The organism is Paraburkholderia hayleyella (assembly GCF_009455685.1).
GTDB classification, from domain to species: domain Bacteria; phylum Pseudomonadota; class Gammaproteobacteria; order Burkholderiales; family Burkholderiaceae; genus Paraburkholderia; species Paraburkholderia hayleyella.
Window position 1 is genome coordinate 205841 of record NZ_QPES01000001.1, and the last position, 19050, is coordinate 224890.

Below are 19050 nucleotides of genomic sequence, written 5' to 3' on the forward strand. Positions count from 1 at the left end.
CGGCTTGAACACTATGTCAGCTAGATCAGCTAAAACTGTTTGGGCCCATCTTCATGCCGATGGGCTGCTTATGGGGCTGTTCTGGCTCATGGGGCTGCTCTGGCTCCTGATCGCCGCGCCCGCATTAGCACAAGACACCGCCCCACCTACCGGTGACTGGCTGAAAACACATGCTCAAATTGTCATCGGCACCAGCAGCCAGGGCCGCGCCCCTCTTGAATCGCTCAACAAAAACGGCACGCTCGAAGGGCTTAGCCCTGATTTGCTGCGCGCACTGATCGGCCCCGACAACGTACACATCAAGGTGCGCCAGTACGAGAATATCGCGGACCTCGTGCAGGCTGCCTGCAACGGCGAGGTCGACCTGATCACCACCATTGCCCGGACCGAGGCACGCGAACGTTGCATGGATTTTTCCACGCCCTACCTGAAAGACCAGGCGGTATTAGTTGGAAAAACCGCCAATGAAAAATTCAGGAACGCGGGCAATCTGGAAGGCGCACGTATCGGTATTTACGAAGGTTCAAATTACGAAAAGATTTTCGAGCAACGCTATCCTCACGCAAAAATCATCAAGATCCGGTTTGGTCAGGCGATCGAATATCTTCAGAAAAACAAGATTGATGTTTATCTCGGAACCGGCAGCGTTGTCGACTATCAACTGGCGCGCTCAGAGGTCACGAACATCTCGATACTGAGAGATTTACCTGGCAGCGGAGTCGAATTGCATTTTGCCGCGCCAAAGAAAAATGCTGGCTTGATTCAGGCGCTGGACGAACGTTTGGTACGGCTTTCGCCCATCGAACGACGCTCCATTAATTCGCGCTGGCTAAATAACTATTACCGCCGCAGCAGTACTGCTTCACCCGACCTCGTTTTCGATTTAAGTCCGAAAGAACAGGAATATCTGTATTCATTGCCCGTGCTGCGGCTGGGCTTTGCCGCCGACTGGGCTCCGCTGTCCTATCTCAACAATAATGGCCGGATGAGCGGCGTCCTGAGTGATTACGTCGATTACCTCTCAAGCACATTAGGGCTCAAATTCGAACGCGTGCCGATTAACGACTGGCGCAATATCGGCATCGCGGTCGCACAAGGACGGGTGGATATCGTCGCCGGGATCACGCCTGGCGACAACCGTTACGACACCATGCTGTTATCTCGGCCACTAGACGCTTATCCGCTGGTCATTGTGCAGCGCCAGTCCGAACCCTCGCATGCCTCGCTCGCCGATTTGCAGCATCGGCGCCTGGCCGTTGAAGATGGCCGGATTGGCGATGTCCCTGCCGAGGTCATCCTGCCGCGAGCGCATATCGTGTCGGTCAGCAACGAAGAAGAAGGTCTGAAGATGGTCGCCGACGGCAAAGCCGATGCGTTTGCCGGTAACCTGGTCGTGCTCGATTCGTTGATTCAGCAGCACTACATCGGCAAGCTGAAAATCGGTACGCCATTAAACCGTGTGCAACCCCTCACACTGGGTGTTACTCCCCGTTTCGACGAACTGCTACCGCTCATCAACCGCGCGCTGCGCGCGATGCCTGAAACCGAAGTACGCCGCATCCGCAATAAATGGCTGGATACGCGCTTCGATTTCGGTGTTGCATGGCCAGATATTTTTATTCGGCTAGGCCCGCTGGCATTGGCCATTCTGATCGTGATCGCAGTTTTACTACGGGCGAATTTCATTAACCGGCGCGAAATAGCCGCGCGCATTCGCGCCGAAAAAGAATCCCGCAAGCAGCTCAAGGTGCTGGAAACCGTGATGGACGCCGTGCCTTATCCCGTGATTTACAAGGATGCCAATACACGCTTTGTCGAAATCAACAATGCCTACGAACGCGCCTTCAATGTCACTCGTACCGATGTAATGGGTAAAACCACGCTAGAACTCGGCATCGTCGATACGCCGTATCGCAAGGCAATTCACGAGCATAGCCTGCGTGCCTTGATTACCGGCCTGCGCCATGAAGCCGAACTGGAATACTTCGATGGCGATAAAAACCGCATCGGCCGCTACTGGTTTGTGCCGGTCAGGGACATGCCCGGTGGCCCGGCAATCGGTATTGTCGGCACCCACGTCGACCTGACCGAAATCCGTGAATCACAGGAAAAAGTGGTCGCCTCCGAGCGACGCTTGCGCGAAATCACCGCGCGTCTGCCTGCTGTCGTGTTCCAGGCACGACGCACAGTGGAAGGCGAGCTGTCCTTTCCCTTCGTTAGCTCGAACGTGATCGACCTCTTTGGTGTGTCCGCCGAAGCCATCATGTCCCATTCCAATGCGGCCCTCGAAGTCGTCGACAAGAACGACCATATCGCGCTGATGCAGGAAATGGAGCGCTCAACACTCGCGCTCGACCGGGCCGACGTGACGTTCCGCGTCCGGCGCGGCGGCATCGCCTTGTGGATCCAGGGCAGCGCCATCCCTCGCCGCGAGCCAGACGGCAGCGTGTTATGGAACGGCTACTGGATCGACACCACCCGTGACCGCGAACGCGAAGACGCCTTGCGCCAGGCCCGCGATGCCGCACATAACGCATCGCTCGCCAAGGACAAGTTCATGGCGACGATGAGCCACGAAATTCGCACACCGATGAGCGGCGTGCTCGGGCTGATCGAAATTCTGCGGCCCACCCTGCAAGATAAAAAGCAGATCGCGCTGGCCGACATGATGCAAGACTCCGCCAGCACCTTGCTGGCGATTCTCGACGACATCCTCGACTACTCGAAGATCGAAGCCGGAAAAATGACCATCGAACCCACCGTGGTCGACCTGCGCCAGATGATCGATCAGGCAGTCGGCCTGCTGGCGGTCAAGGCGTATGCCAAATCACTGGCGCTGAATGTATCGGTGGATGCGAAAGTCGCCGCCACGTGCGTGGCCGACGGGGTCCGGCTTCGCCAGATCATCTTTAATCTCGTCGGCAACGCCATCAAATTCACGAGCGAGGGTTCAGTCAACTTGCGCCTGCTGACAGCAGACAACCAGGAAAGCAGCACACATTTCCTGTTGCGTGTCGAAGATACCGGCATCGGCATGACCCCCGAGCAACTCGAACATATCTACGACCCCTTCGTCCAGGCCGAGAGCGAAACCAACCGCAAATACGGCGGTACCGGTCTGGGACTCAGCATCTGCAAACAGCTCGCGCTCCTGATGGGCGGCAGCATCACGATCCTCAGCGAAGTCGGCTATGGCACACGCGTGAATGTCCATATCGACTTGCCCGTGGTAGCAGCGAAGTACGATATTCCGCAACTGAGTGGACGGCGTGTGCAAATCCAGGTCGCGGACCGTCCGCTCTCGAACATCGTGCACGACTACGTTCATGCACTGAGCATGGTCACGTGCAAGAACCAGGATGCCGAAGCCGAATTGATCATTACCGATACGATACTGCCCGATGATTCAACGCCCACGATCTATCTGGAGCGCTCGGTCGAGGCAGCGATCTTTGGCTTCGACGAGAACCAGCCCCGCGTGACCATCAGCGCTAATCCCTTGTCGTGGCAGGCACTGAAAACCGCCTGCCTGCATGTATTCGAAGGCGGGCAGGGCACAGTAGCGGGCATGCTACCGGGGCCTGCCGCATTACCCGGCAAGGCCACGTCATCATCGGTACGGCACGTCGGGCGCATCTTGATCGCGGAAGATCATCCGATTAACCGCGAACTGATCGGCCACCAGATGGCGCATCTCGGCTATGACTTCGACGTGGCCGAAGACGGCGTGGAGGCACTGGCACTCCTGGAGCAAAACCCGTATGTGCTTTTGCTCACGGATTGCCATATGCCGCGCATGGACGGCTATGAGCTGGCAACCGAGATTCGCCGCCATGAGTTGACGCACGGCGGGCGCCTGGTCATCGTGGGGATCACCGCCAGCACCGGGGCAGACGATATCCAGCTCGCGCTGCGCGCCGGCATGAACGAGTGCCTGATCAAACCCGTCAGCATTGCCGAACTCGACGCATGTCTGATACGTTTGCTGCCCGCTGAACCCGTCGCCGGACAAGGAGAGATTCCGGCCCAGGCCCAGCATGCCGAACCGGCCGAGAGCGCTGCGCCAGCTGATGTGGAAGTCAACGCAGATGTTCCCGAGGCCACTGTAAATGCGGATGCAGGCGCCACCCCCGCGCTGTCGGTGCAAAAAGATCTGGCGCATATCTATGCGGCGTTTGGCGGCTCGAAGGAGAGCGCAGCACCCATGCTGACGCTACTGCGCGATACGTTACGAGACGACTACGCGGCCTTGTGCGAAATACTGGATAACGGTGCCGAGCCCCAAACCCTGCGCGAATGGCTGCACCGGAATCAGGGCGCTGCGTCGGCCATGCAGCTGGATGTTCTGGTGGATGCGATCATCGCGGCACGTGCCGCGCTGCATGCGGGCGATGAAGCAGCGCAACAGCAAGCGAATGCCACGTTGCGCGCGGTATGCGAGGCGCTCCTGGCGCAACTCGACCAGGATGTGATGGCGTAGGGTTCCTTTTTCGCGCGTTTAACAGCTCAGTCACTCGCCTCGGCACCGAGCAAGCGCATTGACTCGAATCGGAGGACATCATGGGGGCCATGGGGAGACACATAAAGACGCGCCATCGTCACATCAGCCGGTGAAGTGACTTCGACCTCATAGTCACGCGCGGTTGCGTCTACGCTAATCGTCCGGCTCGACGTAGAAAGAAAATCTTTATTCTTGTCGACCCAGTTTATCTGCAACCGGCCAACAGCCATCGGCCCAACTCCGGCCGCTGCGCGAGCGACAAGCTTGTAACGCGTTGAGGGCACCACGGCGACTAGCTGCGTCAATACGTTTGTATTTTCGGCACCCGGGCCCACAATTACACCGCCCTCTTTGGCAGCTTGAAATGCACCGCGCCAATCGGAGGGTGTCGAGAAATCGGCGGAACGATTCAGCACTTTTGAAAAATGAAGTGGCTTCACGCTGGTAGCGACATAGCCTTCCAGGCTTGGAGAAGCACACGCTACGGTGTCTGTCGGCAAGCGCACGGAGGTAGCGCTACCTGGAACGACAAATTCGATGACTTGTGACTTCGGGTTGGCGCCGAGATTGATTTCCTCTACAACATTACGGTGCAATTCATTAATACCGGGACTCAAAAATATTAAATCGAAGGGTTTTACAAAAGCATTCTGGCAACTAAGGCGAACGACTTTCGCTCCATTAAGTGCAACCCGATCACCTGATGGCGCGAGCGGCACACGCGCAAAGCCTTCGGGGAAATAGGCGAAGATCATCTTCCCGCGAGCGGAGAGCGGATACGGAGCGACACGGTGCAACGGATAATCAGGCATGAAGTCGATAAACATCGCATTAGCATGCCGTTTAATCTCATCACTTTTTGGTATCAGACGAGTTTTATCCACATTGAAATTTGCGTATAAACCCCATCCCACTCCGCCATGACTCAGCGCCCAGCGCGATTCGGGATAGTACATACCGCTGGTGCCAACGAATTGATCCGCTTTATCAGAACCTTCAGCAGCTGAAAAATCCGCAACTTCTGCCCGGCCAAAACCCTGGGCGCGCGCGAGCCATAGATCCATATTCCTGACATTTCCATATTCAAAAAGTAAAGCGGCTAATACTGTCAGCGCTGTAACTGCAAGAGCCCAAACCCGGAATGGCTTGCCATTCCATTTTCGACTAATTGCATCAAAACCAAAACCAATCGCAAGCGCAACAGGAATCGTCATCAAATCACCGTAGTACGGCGAATTACGTGAAACCTTGATAATCGGAAGAAACATCAGCAATGACGCGACAATACTGAAAATCGTCATTGATTTTGAGCGTCGCCCCATAGCCCATAGTGCTGTAACCGCGCTTAGAAAAAGGACTAGACGAATTGCAATTTCGCCTACCGGCATATTCTGAATTGAGATGCTCAGATAATTAGGCAGTGCGCCACCCGGTACTTCAAGTGCCATCAAAACATAGGTGTAGAGCTTGATCAGCGAATCACCCAGCGCAACCGGTTGCTCAATATTGGCGGCGATCTGGGTCAAGCCACCAAGTTTGATGTATCTCGTCACAAAATAGGCAACGGTAATCAGAGGAAGGCACGCGGCGAGCAGCCAGTTTTTGCGTAAATAGCCGAGATGTTGCTGGACGAACCCCATATCCAGCTGGCTCTCGATCGCAGTATCACCGTGCCTGAACCCTTCGAAAAGCAAAATCGCGCCGATCATCAGGAACGGCCATAAAGCTGCGCTTTCCTTAGTGAAAACAATTAAAAAGGTAAAAAGCAGAGTCAGACTCAAGTACGTTGCACCGCGCAGCCCTTCTTTATGGCCGATATAGGCCTGCAATGAACTCAACGATAAAATTCCAAAAAATACCAGAAGCTCGCTAAATGAAATTCCATATTCGTAGAGTCCAAAAAACAAAGCCGGAGCAAAAGCAAACCACGCCGCACCCACGGTCGCGGCAAGCGGATGAAAGCCCATGCGCCGCATTATCCCGAGAAAACTCCATGTACTAATTATCAGGAGCAAAAGGGTCACGGCTCGCAACCAGATACTTTTCACGCCGAAAATATGCTTAACCGCGTAAATGTACCATTCGTTAAATACTGGCCGATGAAATATCGGCAGACGATAATGCTCTATGTAAGCGGGATTAGATGAACTATAAAGAGGCCGGAGAAAATCGTGGATATTTTTTATTTTCGTATCGTCCATCATGTGCATGAGCGCATCGCCCGCAAATGGCTCAAATACGGTCCAGCCATATAACACCAATAGCAGGCTAATAATGGAGATTTGCGCAATTAGCCATAAACGATTATTGGCCACGCGCTCAATTTTATGAATTCCCACATCAACCTCAAAAAATATAAATCCGACCGTTAAAATTTTTATTTCGCAATTTTCATTCGATATTGCTCAGCGTCCCAATTCAATAGCGCCGCAATTTCGTTGTCATTGAGCGGTTTAATCCGTGCGTCCGGGCCCTGGCGGACGATGACATCGTAATAGCAGCGCAATTGCGCCTGCTTCGCGCGGTTAAATCCGGGTTTCACGTATACGCCGTCATGTCGAATAAACACCACTTCAGGCATTTCATCCCAGGACAGTTTCCCTGCATGCAACGCGTCAGCGCTTTCAAACAGGTGCGCGCTGGCACCAAGGAACACAACATGATCCGGATAAAGCGCCCAGTCGGAACGGAGCCGCTCGTACAGGCGGGGATCGCACGCGAGTTGATGTAATTGCACGTCTTCAACGGGCAAGTATCCCTGCGGGATGGCCTTTCCGTTGTTCGCAAGCTCTTGCCGCTCAACCGGCCTGCTCGCAAGGCGAGCCATAAGCGCGTCCAGTATGTGCTCCATTTCAGCCACATCGTCCGCGCCGATCACCACACCGTGATTCTTCATCAAGATCACGTTTGCCGAAGGCTCGGCGGCGAGCGCCAGGCTTGCCGCCTGTGCGAGAGGCGCGCCTGGCTTGTGATAGTCAACCGCAACCCAGGACACCGTATCGGCCAACGCTGTCCGGAACGTAGCCTCACAGTCCTCACGAACCAGATGTACAAGTATTTCGATGGCATGCAAATGCGCGACGACACGTTGCGGCATCAACACATGCAGCAAGGTTTCGATGGAAGGCTTAAGTGCCGATTCGCCTCGCACTTGCGGCATCACAGAAAAATCGCCGCGTTCGAGCGCGCCACGCAGCGCAGGTTGATCGACGGGAACAAAAATGGCGTCCTGTTCCGCGTCGGCTAACCACGTGCCGGATGCCTTGACCCACATCGTATCGCCATCCTTCCACGACACATTGCCGCCCGCGCCCTGCACGAGCATTGGGTCGCGTCCGATCTGGGCACAATATCGGATCACTGAATTCCCGAGCATATCTGTAACTGCGTTCACGTCCTCTCTCCCAGGCGAGCAATCAAGCGACGAAGCTGGCCAAATTCGGTAAACGATGCGTCAGGCGCATTCTCGCCAGTGCCAAGTGGCGTGCCTTCGTGGATCTTCTGCAAGGTTGTGGCATTGATCTTTTCGCGGCTCCCGCGAATATCGTTGATCGGGTTGTCGCCGATCATCCAGATGTGGTTGCCCTTCGGTCGCATCTTGTCCAGCGCGATCTCGAACGGCGCCGCGTGGGGCTTGTCATAGCCGGCCTCCTCGCTCGTCACGATGTAGTCAAAATAATGGTCCAGACCAAAGTAGACGACCTTGCGAAACTGGATCTGCGCAGTCAGGTCGGTCACGATCGCAGTCGGAATACCGAGCAGGCGCAGGTCATCGAGTAGTTCCTTGACCTCGTCGAACAACACGGCATTGCTCAAAAACGTGCGCCAGTAGGTTTGTTCGAAATCCAGCGCAAGCAGGACTTGCGAGCCGAGCCCCATGATTTCCAGCATCCGTTGCAGATAGAGCAAGCGGCTATGCGACGACGCGGTGTGCTTGAGCCGCGCTTTCACCTGCTCACGTGCTTCGCGGAACACCCGGTCGAATTCGGCAGGCGTGATCGAGAACGTAGCGACCACCTTGTCCCGCACCGCGCCTTGCGCGGCGGCATGAGCCGGATCGTAAGGGTATAGCGTGTTGTCCGTATCGAAGAGAATCGCATCGGGCAGGTGGCCAAACCGCTCGGGTACGTAAATTTTCACCATATGAATCGTTTCGTGAGCGCCTGATTGATGTGGGACAAGGTGATCAGTTGCATTAATCCCATGACACCGTCTTGCCATTTGGGCCGGAGATCGAGGAACTCAAAAATACGCGGGCAAATCAGTTGCGCCGCGAGCGCAATGTCCGCCGCGGAAGTTTCGCCTTCAATCGTCAGCGCCACTTCCGAAGCGTCCTTGTTTGAAACCATATCGACGTGCAGCCCGCACACACCGATGAGCACACGGGTCAGCGACAACTCGTTGAACCCGTGACGGGAGCGCGTGACGAGCTTGAAACGCAGCGGCGGCACCTTGCCGTTCACTTCCGTCAACAGCTGCGGATGGATCGGCTGCAGCGACAGCACGAGATCGGCGTAAGCGGCCTGCGGGCGAATAAAGCGCACGGAATCCGGCTCACGACGCTCGAACGAGGCCAGCACGCGTTCGACCGTGTGGCCGCGTTGATGCACATCGCGCTGGAGCTTGAAGTGCCGCCGCAAACCTTCGTCAATGTCGAGATAAACGCTCAGGTTGTAGCACTCGCGGAGAATCGGCATGTAGAGCGCATGCAATCCGCTGGCAATAATGATGTCGTTGCTGCGAATCTTGAACGGCCGGCTCATGCGGCCTGTCGAGTGATCGTAATGACGCGACTGGATGTCGCGCCCATCGCTCAATGCAACGAGATCATGCGCGAAGCCTTCGAGATCGTTTGCCATCGGGTTCAGGTGCGTCATGACCTGCCACATCGGCTTCTGACGATCCCATAAGTGATAGTCGTCGCCCGACAGGGTCGCAACCGAATGCGCGCCAAACAACCCTTTGACTGCATCGGAGAACGCATCCTTGCCCGCACCGGAATCGCCCGCCACGCCAAGCACGAACGGCTGGCGGCTAAGCCGGAAGAAGTCGTTGCGACTAACCGCCTCGCGCCAGATCCGCACGGCGAGGATGATGCCCGCCGCGACCATCACGGTATGAACGAGCGAGGCGAATTTGTCGGCGAGTTGCGGCGGCAGCATGAGCATTTCAAACGAGTGAAGCTGCTCGCTGAAAATCCCGCCGGGCCCGGCAAGCAGCAAACTACTCACCACGTACAGCACGGAAAAAAGCGCGACCAGACCAATCGCAATGCGATCGCTGCGCGCCTGGTATGCGACAAGCAGCGGCATTGCCCAGATGAACCATCCAGGCGATGCCGGCGTGAACAGTACAACGAGCAGGAACGCGAGGCCGAGCATCACGTTAAACAGTTCGAAGTTGAGCCGCCGCACGCGCCAGGTGGCATAGAGCACAAACAGATAAACAAGCGGCACGATATAAATGTGCACGCCATTGCCGAAATCGATCGCTAGCCGGTACACCTTGCCGAGTTCCGGATTGCTGAGCAGCATGCCGCCCCCCGACGGCGTCAACACCGCGAACGGCAACAGCAGCAGAATCGCACCGATCACGAGGCCGCGGATAAACATCGGCAAATGCTGGCGCAGCGCGCGATTGTGCAGCAGATAGATCAGGAAGAACGGTAGCGCGAGCATCATGCTCAGCTTCGCGGAAACCGCCGCCATGCAGACAAGACCCGCGCGCAACGGCCGCGTCTGTTTGACGTAATACAGCGAAAACACAAGCAGTACGACGGGCACCAGATCGTTGAAGCCCAGCACGTAGCTCGCCACGATCACGATGGGCGACCACCAGTAGACTGCGATCAATAGCCTGTCGCGCCCGGGCAGCATCTTCGAGAGCAGTTGCAGGAGCGCGATGTCGGCAACGACAAGACTCATGCCATAACCATAGGCGAGCGGCGCGCCGAGCGCCTTGCAAACCAGGCTCAACGGCAGGAAGAACAGCCACATCGCGTAACCATAGGGAAACGCGGCAGGCGTACCCCCCTGATGCAACCAGACGGCCCATGGATCCAGGCTCAGCGAACCCACGCTCGCGCTCAGGAACGGGACATACCAGTTGCCGACCGCATCCGGCACCACAACGGCGATGAGGCCCACTCTCAGGGCCAGTCCCAGCAGGAAAACGGGATTGAAAAAGAATTTTTTCATTGGCGGTCGGTAGCGCCTTCCCACAAATCTGGCCGCTTCGTACAAACCGCATCAGCAGCAATGCCGAACGACGCCAAGGTTTGAATCAGTTCCGGAATTTCACGCCCGGCATCACGGCCCTGCAACTCGGGCGACACCAGACACAGTTTGAAGCCCGCCGCCTGAAGACGCGCGGCGTCCTCGCCGTTGAGCGGAAAACGCGTGAAGCAATCGACCCACACCCAGTCGATTCTGCCCGCCAGCGTCAATGCTGTATCGATTGTTTCGAACTCGGACACGCGCACAGCGCAACGCCGCTCGCCCGCTTTCGCCCACTTCACAAGGAATGGAAATGATTGGTCGAGAAAAAAATAATCGTCAATTCCCGCTGCGTTCATCCTCTCGATCAGACGCGCTTCCAGCCCCTCTTCCTTGACGTTGAGAATCAGCGTGCCATGCCGGTACCCGGCAAGCCAGTCGTCGAACGATTCACCGGCGGCGAACGGGTCGTGATGAATGGTCAGCGTGTCGCCCTGGCTGCGGATATCAACTTCCACTCCGTACTGCAGCGGCGTCGCGCTGAGATCAGCGATCGTATTGCGGCGATGAAAAATAAGCTTCATGGCTTGAGCGCTTTTTTAAGTTGAAGGCTGAAATCGATGGTGCGACGGATGAACTTGCGCTTGGCCGCCCAGTTCACGTTCCAGTGCGACGTACCATGGGCGCGCTCACCAAAGTTCACCGGAAACCGATGCACCTCCAGCTTCTGGCGGCGAGCCTGGTAATACGCGTAAAGATCGAGCGAAAAATCGTGCGGCGGATCCTGCCACGTCAGAAAAAAAGTGCGCGAGAACATCGTGGGCTGTGCATTGATGTCCCACAACGGCTGACCGAGCAGCACCGTCTCGAAGACACTCATCCCGACGGTGAACGCCACATCGCCGAGTGGGCGGCCGTAGCGGCGGCCCTTCACGAAAACATCCGGCCCGTGCTGCTCGAAGAGCGCGAGGCCGCGCAATACGTCCAGCGGATCGGTCTGCATATCGGCATGCGTCCAGCCGAGCAGTTCGCCTTGCGCCGCGCGAAGCCCCGCCAGAATGCCGAAGCCGTAGCCCTGATTGTTTTCGACGCGAACGCTGCGGCATCCCGGATAACCCGGCAACAACGCCTGCAGTACGCGCGGCGTGTCGTCGGTCGAGCCGTTATCGACGAGCACGACTTCGCCGCCGGAACATCTTGGCAAATCCTTGCATCGCTCCAGCAATAACGGCAAGTTGGCGGCCTCGTTGTAGCAGGGAATCACCAGCGAAAACTTCATTACAACTCCGTCGTTGGATGGCTACGAAAAACGAACCATTTCATTCCGAGGAAATTAAGTACGGCGGACACGCCGGTCGCCACAAGAAACGCCAGTTGAAGAGCAAACGTGAATGACACGGCAAGATGAAGCACGGCCGCGTTCACACCGACATTCGCCGCGAGCGTGGCGGCGTAGAGCAGCATGAAGCGCCATGCCGTGCCGGGTACATGCGTCTTGTGGCCGAAAGTCCACAAGCGGTTGGCGAAGTAAGCGAACGCCGTGCCAGTGAGAAAGCCAATGCCCTTGGCGAAATCGACATTGAAGAAACCGAAGTGCACCAACCCGCGGTAGCTCAGAAAATCGACCAGCACAGTCAGCGTGCCAACCACCAGGAAAATACCCAGCTCACGTTTGATCATGTCCGTGCATCAGGCAATTCGGGAACGCTGGGCCTGTACGCTTGTTCGAGCGCGGCGAGCGCTTCGCGCGCGACGCGTCCGTCGTGCTCCAGCCGATACGGATGGCCCGCCCATTTGTGAAAACACGACTGCCAGTATTCGAACGTCCGCAGATCGTTCGGCGTGCCCCACGAAAGGAAGCTGTCCACTTCGAACAGTTGACAGCGCAAACCCAGTTCAATCGCATCGTTGATGCACGAGTCGAGGTAAAACTCGCCATTCACACGGCCATCGCGCGCAATCAACCGTTCAACGACACGGCGGAAATCCTCCGCGCGCCGGAACGTAAACGTGCCGAGGATGATCGGATCGGTCTGCGGTGACGCTAGCGGCGTCTTGACCGAAATCCGGCGAATCTCGCCATCGAGCGCCTCAATCCAGCCGAACATCTGCGGCTGACGGACCGCGTTTGCATGGCCGCGCACGCCCCACACCACGACGTCGATTTCAGGGTTGTCGGCAAGCTGCCGGAAGACGGCGGCATCATAAAGCGCACCGTTGTCGCACGCGCCGAACGTCACCGGGCCAGCCACCTCGCCATGCACACGTTCAAGCGCATCCAGACCGAGCCGTGCCGTGCATGCCTGGCCGTCGGTCACGCCGGGAATGATTTCGATTACCGCGTGCGGATAGAGCCGCTGCAATTCAGCGGCAATTGCCTCATGACCCGGCATATCCGCGCGCAGCACGAAGGCCTGTGCTTGCGAAGCCGGCAGATCGTGCGTCGCCTGGGCGACCATCGGCTTGCCCGAGACAGGAATCAGCGGTTTCGTGACGGTATAGCCTTCGTTCGTGAAGCGCTGGCCGAGACCGGCCATCGGAATGACGAGCGAGCCTGCGGGCGTCTGTGGCGTGGCCTCCGGTGCGATGAGGCGCCGGAATGCGGCCGACCAGCCGTTGTACTCGGCGACATCGCCAGGCGTGCCCCACTGCATGAAATGCTGAAGTGGATAGACCGCGACCGGGAGGTTCGCCGCGAGAAGCGGTTTATAGCCAAGGCTGACGTAATACTCGCCATTGACATGAAGCCCCTGCTCCATCGTCGCGCGAAACGCGTCGCTCATGATTTGTCCGGAGGCAAAGTAATACGTGCCGCTCGACGCGTATTCTTCCATCCGGTTATTTGTATAGGGTTGTTTTTCCTGAATATCCTGAACCCAGCCGCCGCTTTCGCGCATATACGCGTAATTGGTGCTACCCAATGTGTGCGGGTGAAAACCTTTATAAGCGGGAATTGCACCAGCACAGGCTGTTGCAGAAACAAAGCGCTTGAAATCCGGCCAATTCCAATAGCACGTAAAGTCGCAATAATTGACGATCACCGGCCGCTGAAGATCAATCAAATGCTCTATTTGGCGAACCGCATGAACAGGGCCGAGCTTGTGCGGCTCGATGCCGACAATCCGTCCGGTTGGGCAATACTGCCGCAGAATCGACTCCATGCGATACGCAGGGTTATCGAGGTGATCCTGATTGCAGATGAACACAAAATCTTGTTCGCCCGGGAACATATCAATGACATGCGCGACAATCGGCTTTCCCTCGATCTCGATCAAGGGCTTTGGAACGGAATATCCAGCACGGCGAAAGCGCTCGCCGAATCCGGACATCGGAACAATGATCTGCACGGAATGATTACTCGTACGAATTCGGTTATACGACGGCGTATTCAAGTTTGAATACATCTCAATTTCATGCCGTAAAGGCCGCGATTGTAACCGCCGTAAGGAGGCTCGTCATCTAGCACTCCCTCGCGGCGCCCATGAAGCGGTAGCAGCAGCGCGCGACAGGCCCTCACTTACCAGGCTCACTTACCAAGCTCACTCACCAGGCTCACGTAACGCCACCTCGCTCGCCGCGGCCCCCGTCAGCGCCAGCAATTCCTCCGGCGACAGGTTAAACACCGCATGCGGATGCCCCGCTGCCGCCCAGAGGCTATCGAGCGCGAGCAAATCCGCATCGATCAGCGTCACGGGCGCCACCGCATGGCCAATCGGACACACTCCGCCAATCGCATAACCCGTCTTTTCGCGGACAAACTTCGCATCGGCCCGCCCAATTGGACCCACTTGTGCGGCGACCTTTTTCTCGTCGACGCGATTAGCGCCGCTCGCCACGACCAGAACCGGCGCATCGTCGTCCAGGCGACGAAAGAGGATCGACTTGGCGATCTGCGCCACAGCGCAGCCAAGCCCCGCTGCGGCTTCGGCTGAAGTTCTGCCCGTCTCGGCGAGCAGCACAATATGTCCGCTGTGGCCGCGCTCGCGCAGCAAACGCGCCACACGCTGCGCCGCCTCGGGTAGCGCGTTGCAAGAATCGGATGAAGATGCCGCATCCGGCGAAAGAGAGTGCAGATTCATGATGTGATGGTTTCCATTTTAAAGAAGCGTCGTCACGCCCCACAGACTCCGCTGTACCCGCCTTGTCTGACGCCAGGCATTGCGCATTACGCATGACACGTTACGGATTCGCCCCGGCTTCGTTGCGAACCCGCGCCAGCAGCGCTTTGCCCGCGCGTGACACATTAGGCCGGCCAATCGCCGTCGAAATAAAATCGCCCGCCGCGACGACAGCGTTCAAATCCACGCCCGTGGTAATGCCCAACCCGTGCATCAGATACAGCACGTCTTCGGTGGCAACGTTGCCGGTCGCCCCTTTAGCGTAGGGGCAGCCACCGAGACCCGCCACCGAGGCATGAAAAATTTCGATACCGGCTTGCAGCGCCGCGTAGATATTCACCAGCGCCTGACCATAGGTATCGTGGAAATGTCCCGACAACCGCTCACGCGGAAACACTTGAGATACCGCATGAAATACGGCCTGGGTCCGGCCGGGCGTGCCAACACCGATGGTGTCGGCAATGTCGATCTCATCGCAGCCCAGCGCAGCAAAGCGTTCGACCACGTCCACCACCGCAGCCACGGGGACCTCGCCCTGATACGGACAGCCGAGCGCACACGACACACTGCCGCGCACGCGCAAACCGGTCGCCTGCGCAGCCTGCACCACGGGAGCGAAACGCTCGATGCTCTGCGCGATGCTGCAATTGATGTTCTTCTGCGAAAACGCTTCACTGGCCGAGCCGAAAATCACGACCTCATCCGCACTCGCGGCCTGCGCACTTTCAAAGCCCCGCAGGTTAGGGGTCAGCACCGAGTACACCGTGCCCGCCGCGCGCTCGATCTCGGCCATGACTTCAGCGCCATCGGCCATTTGCGGCACCCATTTCGGCGAAACAAACGAAGCGGCTTCGATATTGCGAAAGCCGGCAGCGCTGAGCCGGTTAATGAGCTCGATCTTGACTTCAGTCGGAACAAATTCCTTTTCGTTTTGCAGCCCGTCGCGCGGGCCGACTTCGACGATCTTGACTGCGTGAGGCAACGTCATGTTGAACTCCTGCCGCATGCAAGCGGCCTGTTTAAGAAAGGTGTGAGCGCCACGCTCAATAGCCGCGCTGGCGCTCCACGATGCCGCTGATCGCTTCGCCTCGCATCAACGCTGTCATCTTCTGCACGATCTGTGCGATTCCTTCCTTGCGCTGGGTTTGAGCCGAGCAATGAGGCGTGATCGTGATGCGTGGATCGCCCCAGAACGGATGCATCTGCGGTAACGGCTCCTGGCTGAAAACATCGAGTGTGGCAGCAGCAAGCTGGCCATCGGCGAGCGCGGCAAGCAAATCGTCCTCCACCAGATGCGCACCACGCGCGACGTTGATCAGGCGTGCGCCGCGCGCGAGCCGCGAAAACGTGTGCGCATTCAATACGCCACGGGTATCGGGTGTATGCGGTAGCAGATTCACCAGAACCTGCACCCCTTCCAGAAATGCATCGAACTGTGTCTCACCGGCATAAGTGGCGACACCATCGAGCTGCTTCGGATGACGGCTGAAGCCTCGCACCGGCAAGCCGAGCGCCGCGAGCGCTTGCGCCACCTGCGCCCCCAGCACGCCCAAGCCAAGCACCCCGACAGTGAACGATTCACGCGGATGCGGCTCAAGTTCCTGCCAGCGATGCTGGGCCTGCAGCTGCGCGTAATCATCAAAACGCCGCAAATAACGCAGCACGGCATAGGTGACGTATTCGATCATCTGCTGCGCCATGCCGCCGTCTTCAAGACGCACGAGCGGCACATCGGGTGGCAGCACACCGGGAAATTCATGCTCAAGCGCCAGAATCGCATCGACCCCTGCGCCCAAATTGAACACCGCACGCAGATTCGCACGCGGGCCAAGCAGTTCGCGCGGCGGATGCCAGACCAGGATGAAATCCGCTGGGCCATCGTCACCGGGCTGCCATTCGCGCAGGCTCGCTTGCGGCAGCGCACATGCAAGATCGTGCAGCCACTCGGCAGCGCTAGGGTCCGACATATAAAAAAGAAGATTCATGGGCGCATGAGGAACGGAAAACCTGAAGGGCGCTGCCAGGCAGCGGTGGTATCGCGCGGCATGACGGCTAGCGCTATCTGATGGTCTGACAAACCGAAATCGACCCATGTCTTCGAACTGCGGCCTTCCGGACAACCGTGCTCGACGCCGTAGAACACCCGCGCATAGACGCGGCGGCTCACGGCAAAAGCCAGATGAAATAGCGCGAGCGCATGTGGCGCAAAGCAAGCGTAACAGCCATGACGTCTTCTGCATTCATGGGCGGGGCTCATTTTACGGTTTCGCCGGATGGAGCGGTTGAGCCCCCATGCCAGGAGATAAGCAAAGCACGAAAAATTTGTTCGCCGCGCCGCTCATCCACGCCACAATCGGGCTCATCGCGCTACCGCCATGCACGGCGAAGGGCGAAGGGCGAACGATGAGGAGGATCATGGTTTCATGCAACCCAACCTTATGGCCACCACGGCTCGTGACGATGGCGGGCTTGCACGGCAGCGAAGACGCGCACTGGCAAACCTGGCTGGAACGGCAATTCGTCCGTTCATTGCGCGTCGAACAGGACGACTGGGATGCGCCTGACCTCACGCGCTGGTCACAGGCGTTGCATGCGCGGCTCGCTCGTGAACGTGGGCCGTTTGTACTGGCGGCGCACAGCTTTGGCTGCCTCGCTAGCGCTCACGCGCTGCTGCAAACGCCTACCGCAGCGAGCGCGGAGATTGTCGGCGTGCTGTTAGTCGCGCCCGCAAGCCCCGCCAAATTCGCCACGGCCAAGGCCTTCGACCCGCGCCGCCTGCGCGTGCCATCGATTCTGATCGGCAGCGAAACCGATCCGTGGATGACGCTGGAAGGCTCGCGCGAGTTGGCCCGGCATTTAGGCAGTGCGTTCGTCAACCTGGGGGATGCGGGGCATATCAACACCGCAGCCGGTTTCGGGCCATGGCCGCGCGCGAGGCGCTATATCGACACCCTCGTGCATTGCGCCGCGCAGCAACGGCGTCACCCCCCTGTGGCGTTGAATCTGCTCGATGCCCTGACGCAGCCAACGCTCAACTGAAATCCAGCCCAAGGACGGGCTGCGAACATTTCGCTAGAATCCGCGACACAGTCGATAGGCCACGCGCCCGGCTCAATCACAAGACTCAACATTCATACGCGGAGACTCCATGACAGACATCCCACGCGCATCACGCTGGCTCACGGCATGTCTGAGCAGCCTGATAACCCTGACGCTGACAGCAGGCAATATCCCGGCGGCTCTGGCTGATACCTCGCTGCTCAACGTGTCATACGACGTGACACGCGAGCTCTACAAAGACATCAACGCCAGCTTCAGCGCGGCCTATCAGAAGCAAACGGGCAAACGCATCACGCTGCGCCAGTCGCATGGCGCCTCCAGTGCCCAAGCGCTAGCCGTGCTGCAAGGCTTGCAGGCGGATGTCGTGACGATGAACCAGCCCAATGATATCGACCTGCTCGCCGAACGCGGCCACCTGCTGCCAGTTAACTGGCGCGCCCGGCTGCCCTATCGCAGCGCGCCTTACACCACGACCATGGTGTTCCTCGTGCGCCATGGCAATCCCAAACACATCACTGACTGGAGCGATCTCGCCAAGCCTGGCGTACAAGTCGTGATAGCCAATCCGAAGACGTCGGGCAATGGCCGCTATGCGTATCTGGCTGCATGGGGCTATCGCAGGCAGCAAGGCGGCACCGATCCCCAGGCGCTCGAGTTCGTGAAGGCCATCGTGCGTAACGTGCCCGTGCTGGATAGCGGTGGCCGCGGCGCGACCACCACGTTCACGCAACGCGGAATCGGCGACGTGCTGGTGACCTTCGAAAACGAAGTGGCGTTAATCGACAGGGGTGTGGGGGCGAAGGATTTCGATGCTGTGTATCCCTCGGTGAGCCTGCTGGCCGAGCCGCCCGTGGCGATCGTGGACAAGGTGGTGGACAAGCGCGGTACGCGCCAGGCGGCTCAGGCTTATCTCGACTATCTGTACACCAGCCCCGCGCAGGAAATCATCGCACGTCACCATTTACGGCCGCGCGACCCCGCCGTGCTGGCGCAGCACGCCAACGAATTCAAACCGCTCAGAACCTTCACCGTGGAGCAGATGTTCGGCAGTTGGCAACAGGCGCAGAAAACCCATTTCTCCGATGGCGGGACGTTCGATCAGATCGTCGTCGAGCGGAAGTAAACAGGTCTTGGAGGCGATCTTCGAGGCCTTCGC

Annotated in this window: 16 protein-coding genes; 3 read left to right on the forward strand and 13 right to left on the reverse strand. The window is 57.9% G+C overall.

The window, feature by feature from the left end:
- The first annotated feature begins 70 nt into the window (after positions 1-70).
- Positions 71-4480 carry a transporter substrate-binding domain-containing protein gene (locus GH657_RS00970; RefSeq protein WP_174769840.1) on the forward strand — a complete coding sequence of 1470 codons (4410 nt, stop codon included), beginning with the start codon at positions 71-73 and terminating at the stop codon, positions 4478-4480.
- A 26-nt stretch (positions 4481-4506) separates the two neighbouring features.
- On the opposite strand, the gene GH657_RS00975 is transcribed toward GH657_RS00970, so the two are convergent.
- The 13 genes from GH657_RS00975 to GH657_RS18095 form a co-directional block, all read right to left on the reverse strand.
- Complete coding sequence (locus GH657_RS00975) at positions 4507-6840, reverse strand: hypothetical protein (RefSeq protein ID WP_153098972.1); 2334 nt, start codon at positions 6838-6840, stop codon at positions 4507-4509.
- Positions 6841-6878: 38 nt separating this feature from the next.
- Positions 6879-7895: a class II aldolase/adducin family protein gene (locus GH657_RS00980; RefSeq protein WP_153098973.1), complete on the reverse strand. Its 1017-nt coding sequence runs from the start codon at positions 7893-7895 to the stop codon at positions 6879-6881.
- Positions 7892-8644 (reverse strand): HAD family hydrolase, encoded by a 753-nt coding sequence (locus GH657_RS00985; protein ID WP_153098974.1) that lies wholly within the window; start codon positions 8642-8644, stop codon positions 7892-7894. Before GH657_RS00985 ends, GH657_RS00980 begins: the two co-directional genes overlap by 4 nt.
- Complete coding sequence (locus GH657_RS00990; protein ID WP_153098975.1) at positions 8638-10698, reverse strand: uridine kinase; 2061 nt, start codon at positions 10696-10698, stop codon at positions 8638-8640. Before GH657_RS00990 ends, GH657_RS00985 begins: the two co-directional genes overlap by 7 nt.
- On the reverse strand, positions 10695-11300 hold the full coding sequence (locus GH657_RS00995; RefSeq protein ID WP_153098976.1) for a phosphatidylinositol-specific phospholipase C/glycerophosphodiester phosphodiesterase family protein: 606 nt from the start codon (positions 11298-11300) through the stop codon (positions 10695-10697). Before GH657_RS00995 ends, GH657_RS00990 begins: the two co-directional genes overlap by 4 nt.
- The gene (locus GH657_RS01000; RefSeq protein WP_153098977.1) at positions 11297-11995 is read right to left on the reverse strand and encodes a glycosyltransferase family 2 protein; all 699 of its coding nucleotides are present in this window, start codon (positions 11993-11995) and stop codon (positions 11297-11299) included. The genes GH657_RS00995 and GH657_RS01000 overlap by 4 nt, the downstream gene beginning before the upstream one ends.
- Positions 11995-12396, reverse strand: coding sequence for a GtrA family protein (locus tag GH657_RS01005; protein WP_153098978.1), 402 nt, complete (start codon positions 12394-12396; stop codon positions 11995-11997). Before GH657_RS01005 ends, GH657_RS01000 begins: the two co-directional genes overlap by 1 nt.
- Positions 12393-14063: a sugar phosphate nucleotidyltransferase gene (locus tag GH657_RS01010; protein WP_153098979.1), complete on the reverse strand. Its 1671-nt coding sequence runs from the start codon at positions 14061-14063 to the stop codon at positions 12393-12395. The genes GH657_RS01005 and GH657_RS01010 overlap by 4 nt, the downstream gene beginning before the upstream one ends.
- 192 nt (positions 14064-14255) lie before the next feature.
- On the reverse strand, positions 14256-14795 hold the full coding sequence (locus GH657_RS01015; RefSeq protein WP_153098980.1) for a YbaK/EbsC family protein: 540 nt from the start codon (positions 14793-14795) through the stop codon (positions 14256-14258).
- Positions 14796-14895: 100 nt separating this feature from the next.
- On the reverse strand, positions 14896-15822 hold the full coding sequence (locus GH657_RS01020; RefSeq protein WP_153098981.1) for a hydroxymethylglutaryl-CoA lyase: 927 nt from the start codon (positions 15820-15822) through the stop codon (positions 14896-14898).
- A 55-nt stretch (positions 15823-15877) separates the two neighbouring features.
- Entirely contained in the window at positions 15878-16819 is a 942-nt protein-coding gene (locus tag GH657_RS01025; protein ID WP_153098982.1) for a 2-hydroxyacid dehydrogenase, read from the reverse strand.
- A complete protein-coding gene (locus GH657_RS18490) occupies positions 16816-17091 on the reverse strand; it encodes a hypothetical protein (protein ID WP_153098983.1) in 276 nt (91 codons plus the stop codon). The genes GH657_RS01025 and GH657_RS18490 overlap by 4 nt, the downstream gene beginning before the upstream one ends.
- Position 17092: 1 nt before the next feature.
- Positions 17093-17251 (reverse strand): hypothetical protein, encoded by a 159-nt coding sequence (locus GH657_RS18095; RefSeq protein ID WP_153098984.1) that lies wholly within the window; start codon positions 17249-17251, stop codon positions 17093-17095.
- Here GH657_RS18095 and GH657_RS01040 point away from each other — a divergent pair.
- Together GH657_RS01040 and GH657_RS01045 are read left to right on the forward strand one after the other, a co-directional pair.
- Positions 17250-17873, forward strand: a complete 624-nt coding sequence (locus GH657_RS01040; protein ID WP_153098985.1) for an RBBP9/YdeN family alpha/beta hydrolase — start codon at positions 17250-17252, stop codon at positions 17871-17873. The genes GH657_RS18095 and GH657_RS01040 overlap by 2 nt on opposite strands.
- A 109-nt stretch (positions 17874-17982) precedes the next feature.
- Positions 17983-19017 (forward strand): sulfate ABC transporter substrate-binding protein, encoded by a 1035-nt coding sequence (locus GH657_RS01045; protein WP_153098986.1) that lies wholly within the window; start codon positions 17983-17985, stop codon positions 19015-19017.
- Positions 19018-19050: the final 33 nt, after the last annotated feature.

Coding starts and splice junctions, on each gene's coding strand:
- GH657_RS00970 (WP_174769840.1), top strand. CDS start 71: ATGGGGCTGTTCTGGCTCATGGGGCTGCTCTGGCTCCTGATCGCCGCG.
- GH657_RS00985 (WP_153098974.1), bottom strand. CDS start 8,644: ATGGTGAAAATTTACGTACCCGAGCGGTTTGGCCACCTGCCCGATGCG.
- GH657_RS00990 (WP_153098975.1), bottom strand. CDS start 10,698: ATGAAAAAATTCTTTTTCAATCCCGTTTTCCTGCTGGGACTGGCCCTG.
- GH657_RS00995 (WP_153098976.1), bottom strand. CDS start 11,300: ATGAAGCTTATTTTTCATCGCCGCAATACGATCGCTGATCTCAGCGCG.
- GH657_RS01000 (WP_153098977.1), bottom strand. CDS start 11,995: ATGAAGTTTTCGCTGGTGATTCCCTGCTACAACGAGGCCGCCAACTTG.
- GH657_RS01005 (WP_153098978.1), bottom strand. CDS start 12,396: ATGATCAAACGTGAGCTGGGTATTTTCCTGGTGGTTGGCACGCTGACT.
- GH657_RS01015 (WP_153098980.1), bottom strand. CDS start 14,795: ATGAATCTGCACTCTCTTTCGCCGGATGCGGCATCTTCATCCGATTCT.
- GH657_RS01020 (WP_153098981.1), bottom strand. CDS start 15,822: ATGACGTTGCCTCACGCAGTCAAGATCGTCGAAGTCGGCCCGCGCGAC.
- GH657_RS01025 (WP_153098982.1), bottom strand. CDS start 16,819: ATGAATCTTCTTTTTTATATGTCGGACCCTAGCGCTGCCGAGTGGCTG.
- GH657_RS18490 (WP_153098983.1), bottom strand. CDS start 17,091: ATGAGCCCCGCCCATGAATGCAGAAGACGTCATGGCTGTTACGCTTGC.
- GH657_RS01040 (WP_153098985.1), top strand. CDS start 17,250: ATGGTTTCATGCAACCCAACCTTATGGCCACCACGGCTCGTGACGATG.
- GH657_RS18095 (WP_153098984.1), bottom strand. CDS start 17,251: ATGATCCTCCTCATCGTTCGCCCTTCGCCCTTCGCCGTGCATGGCGGT.
- GH657_RS01045 (WP_153098986.1), top strand. CDS start 17,983: ATGACAGACATCCCACGCGCATCACGCTGGCTCACGGCATGTCTGAGC.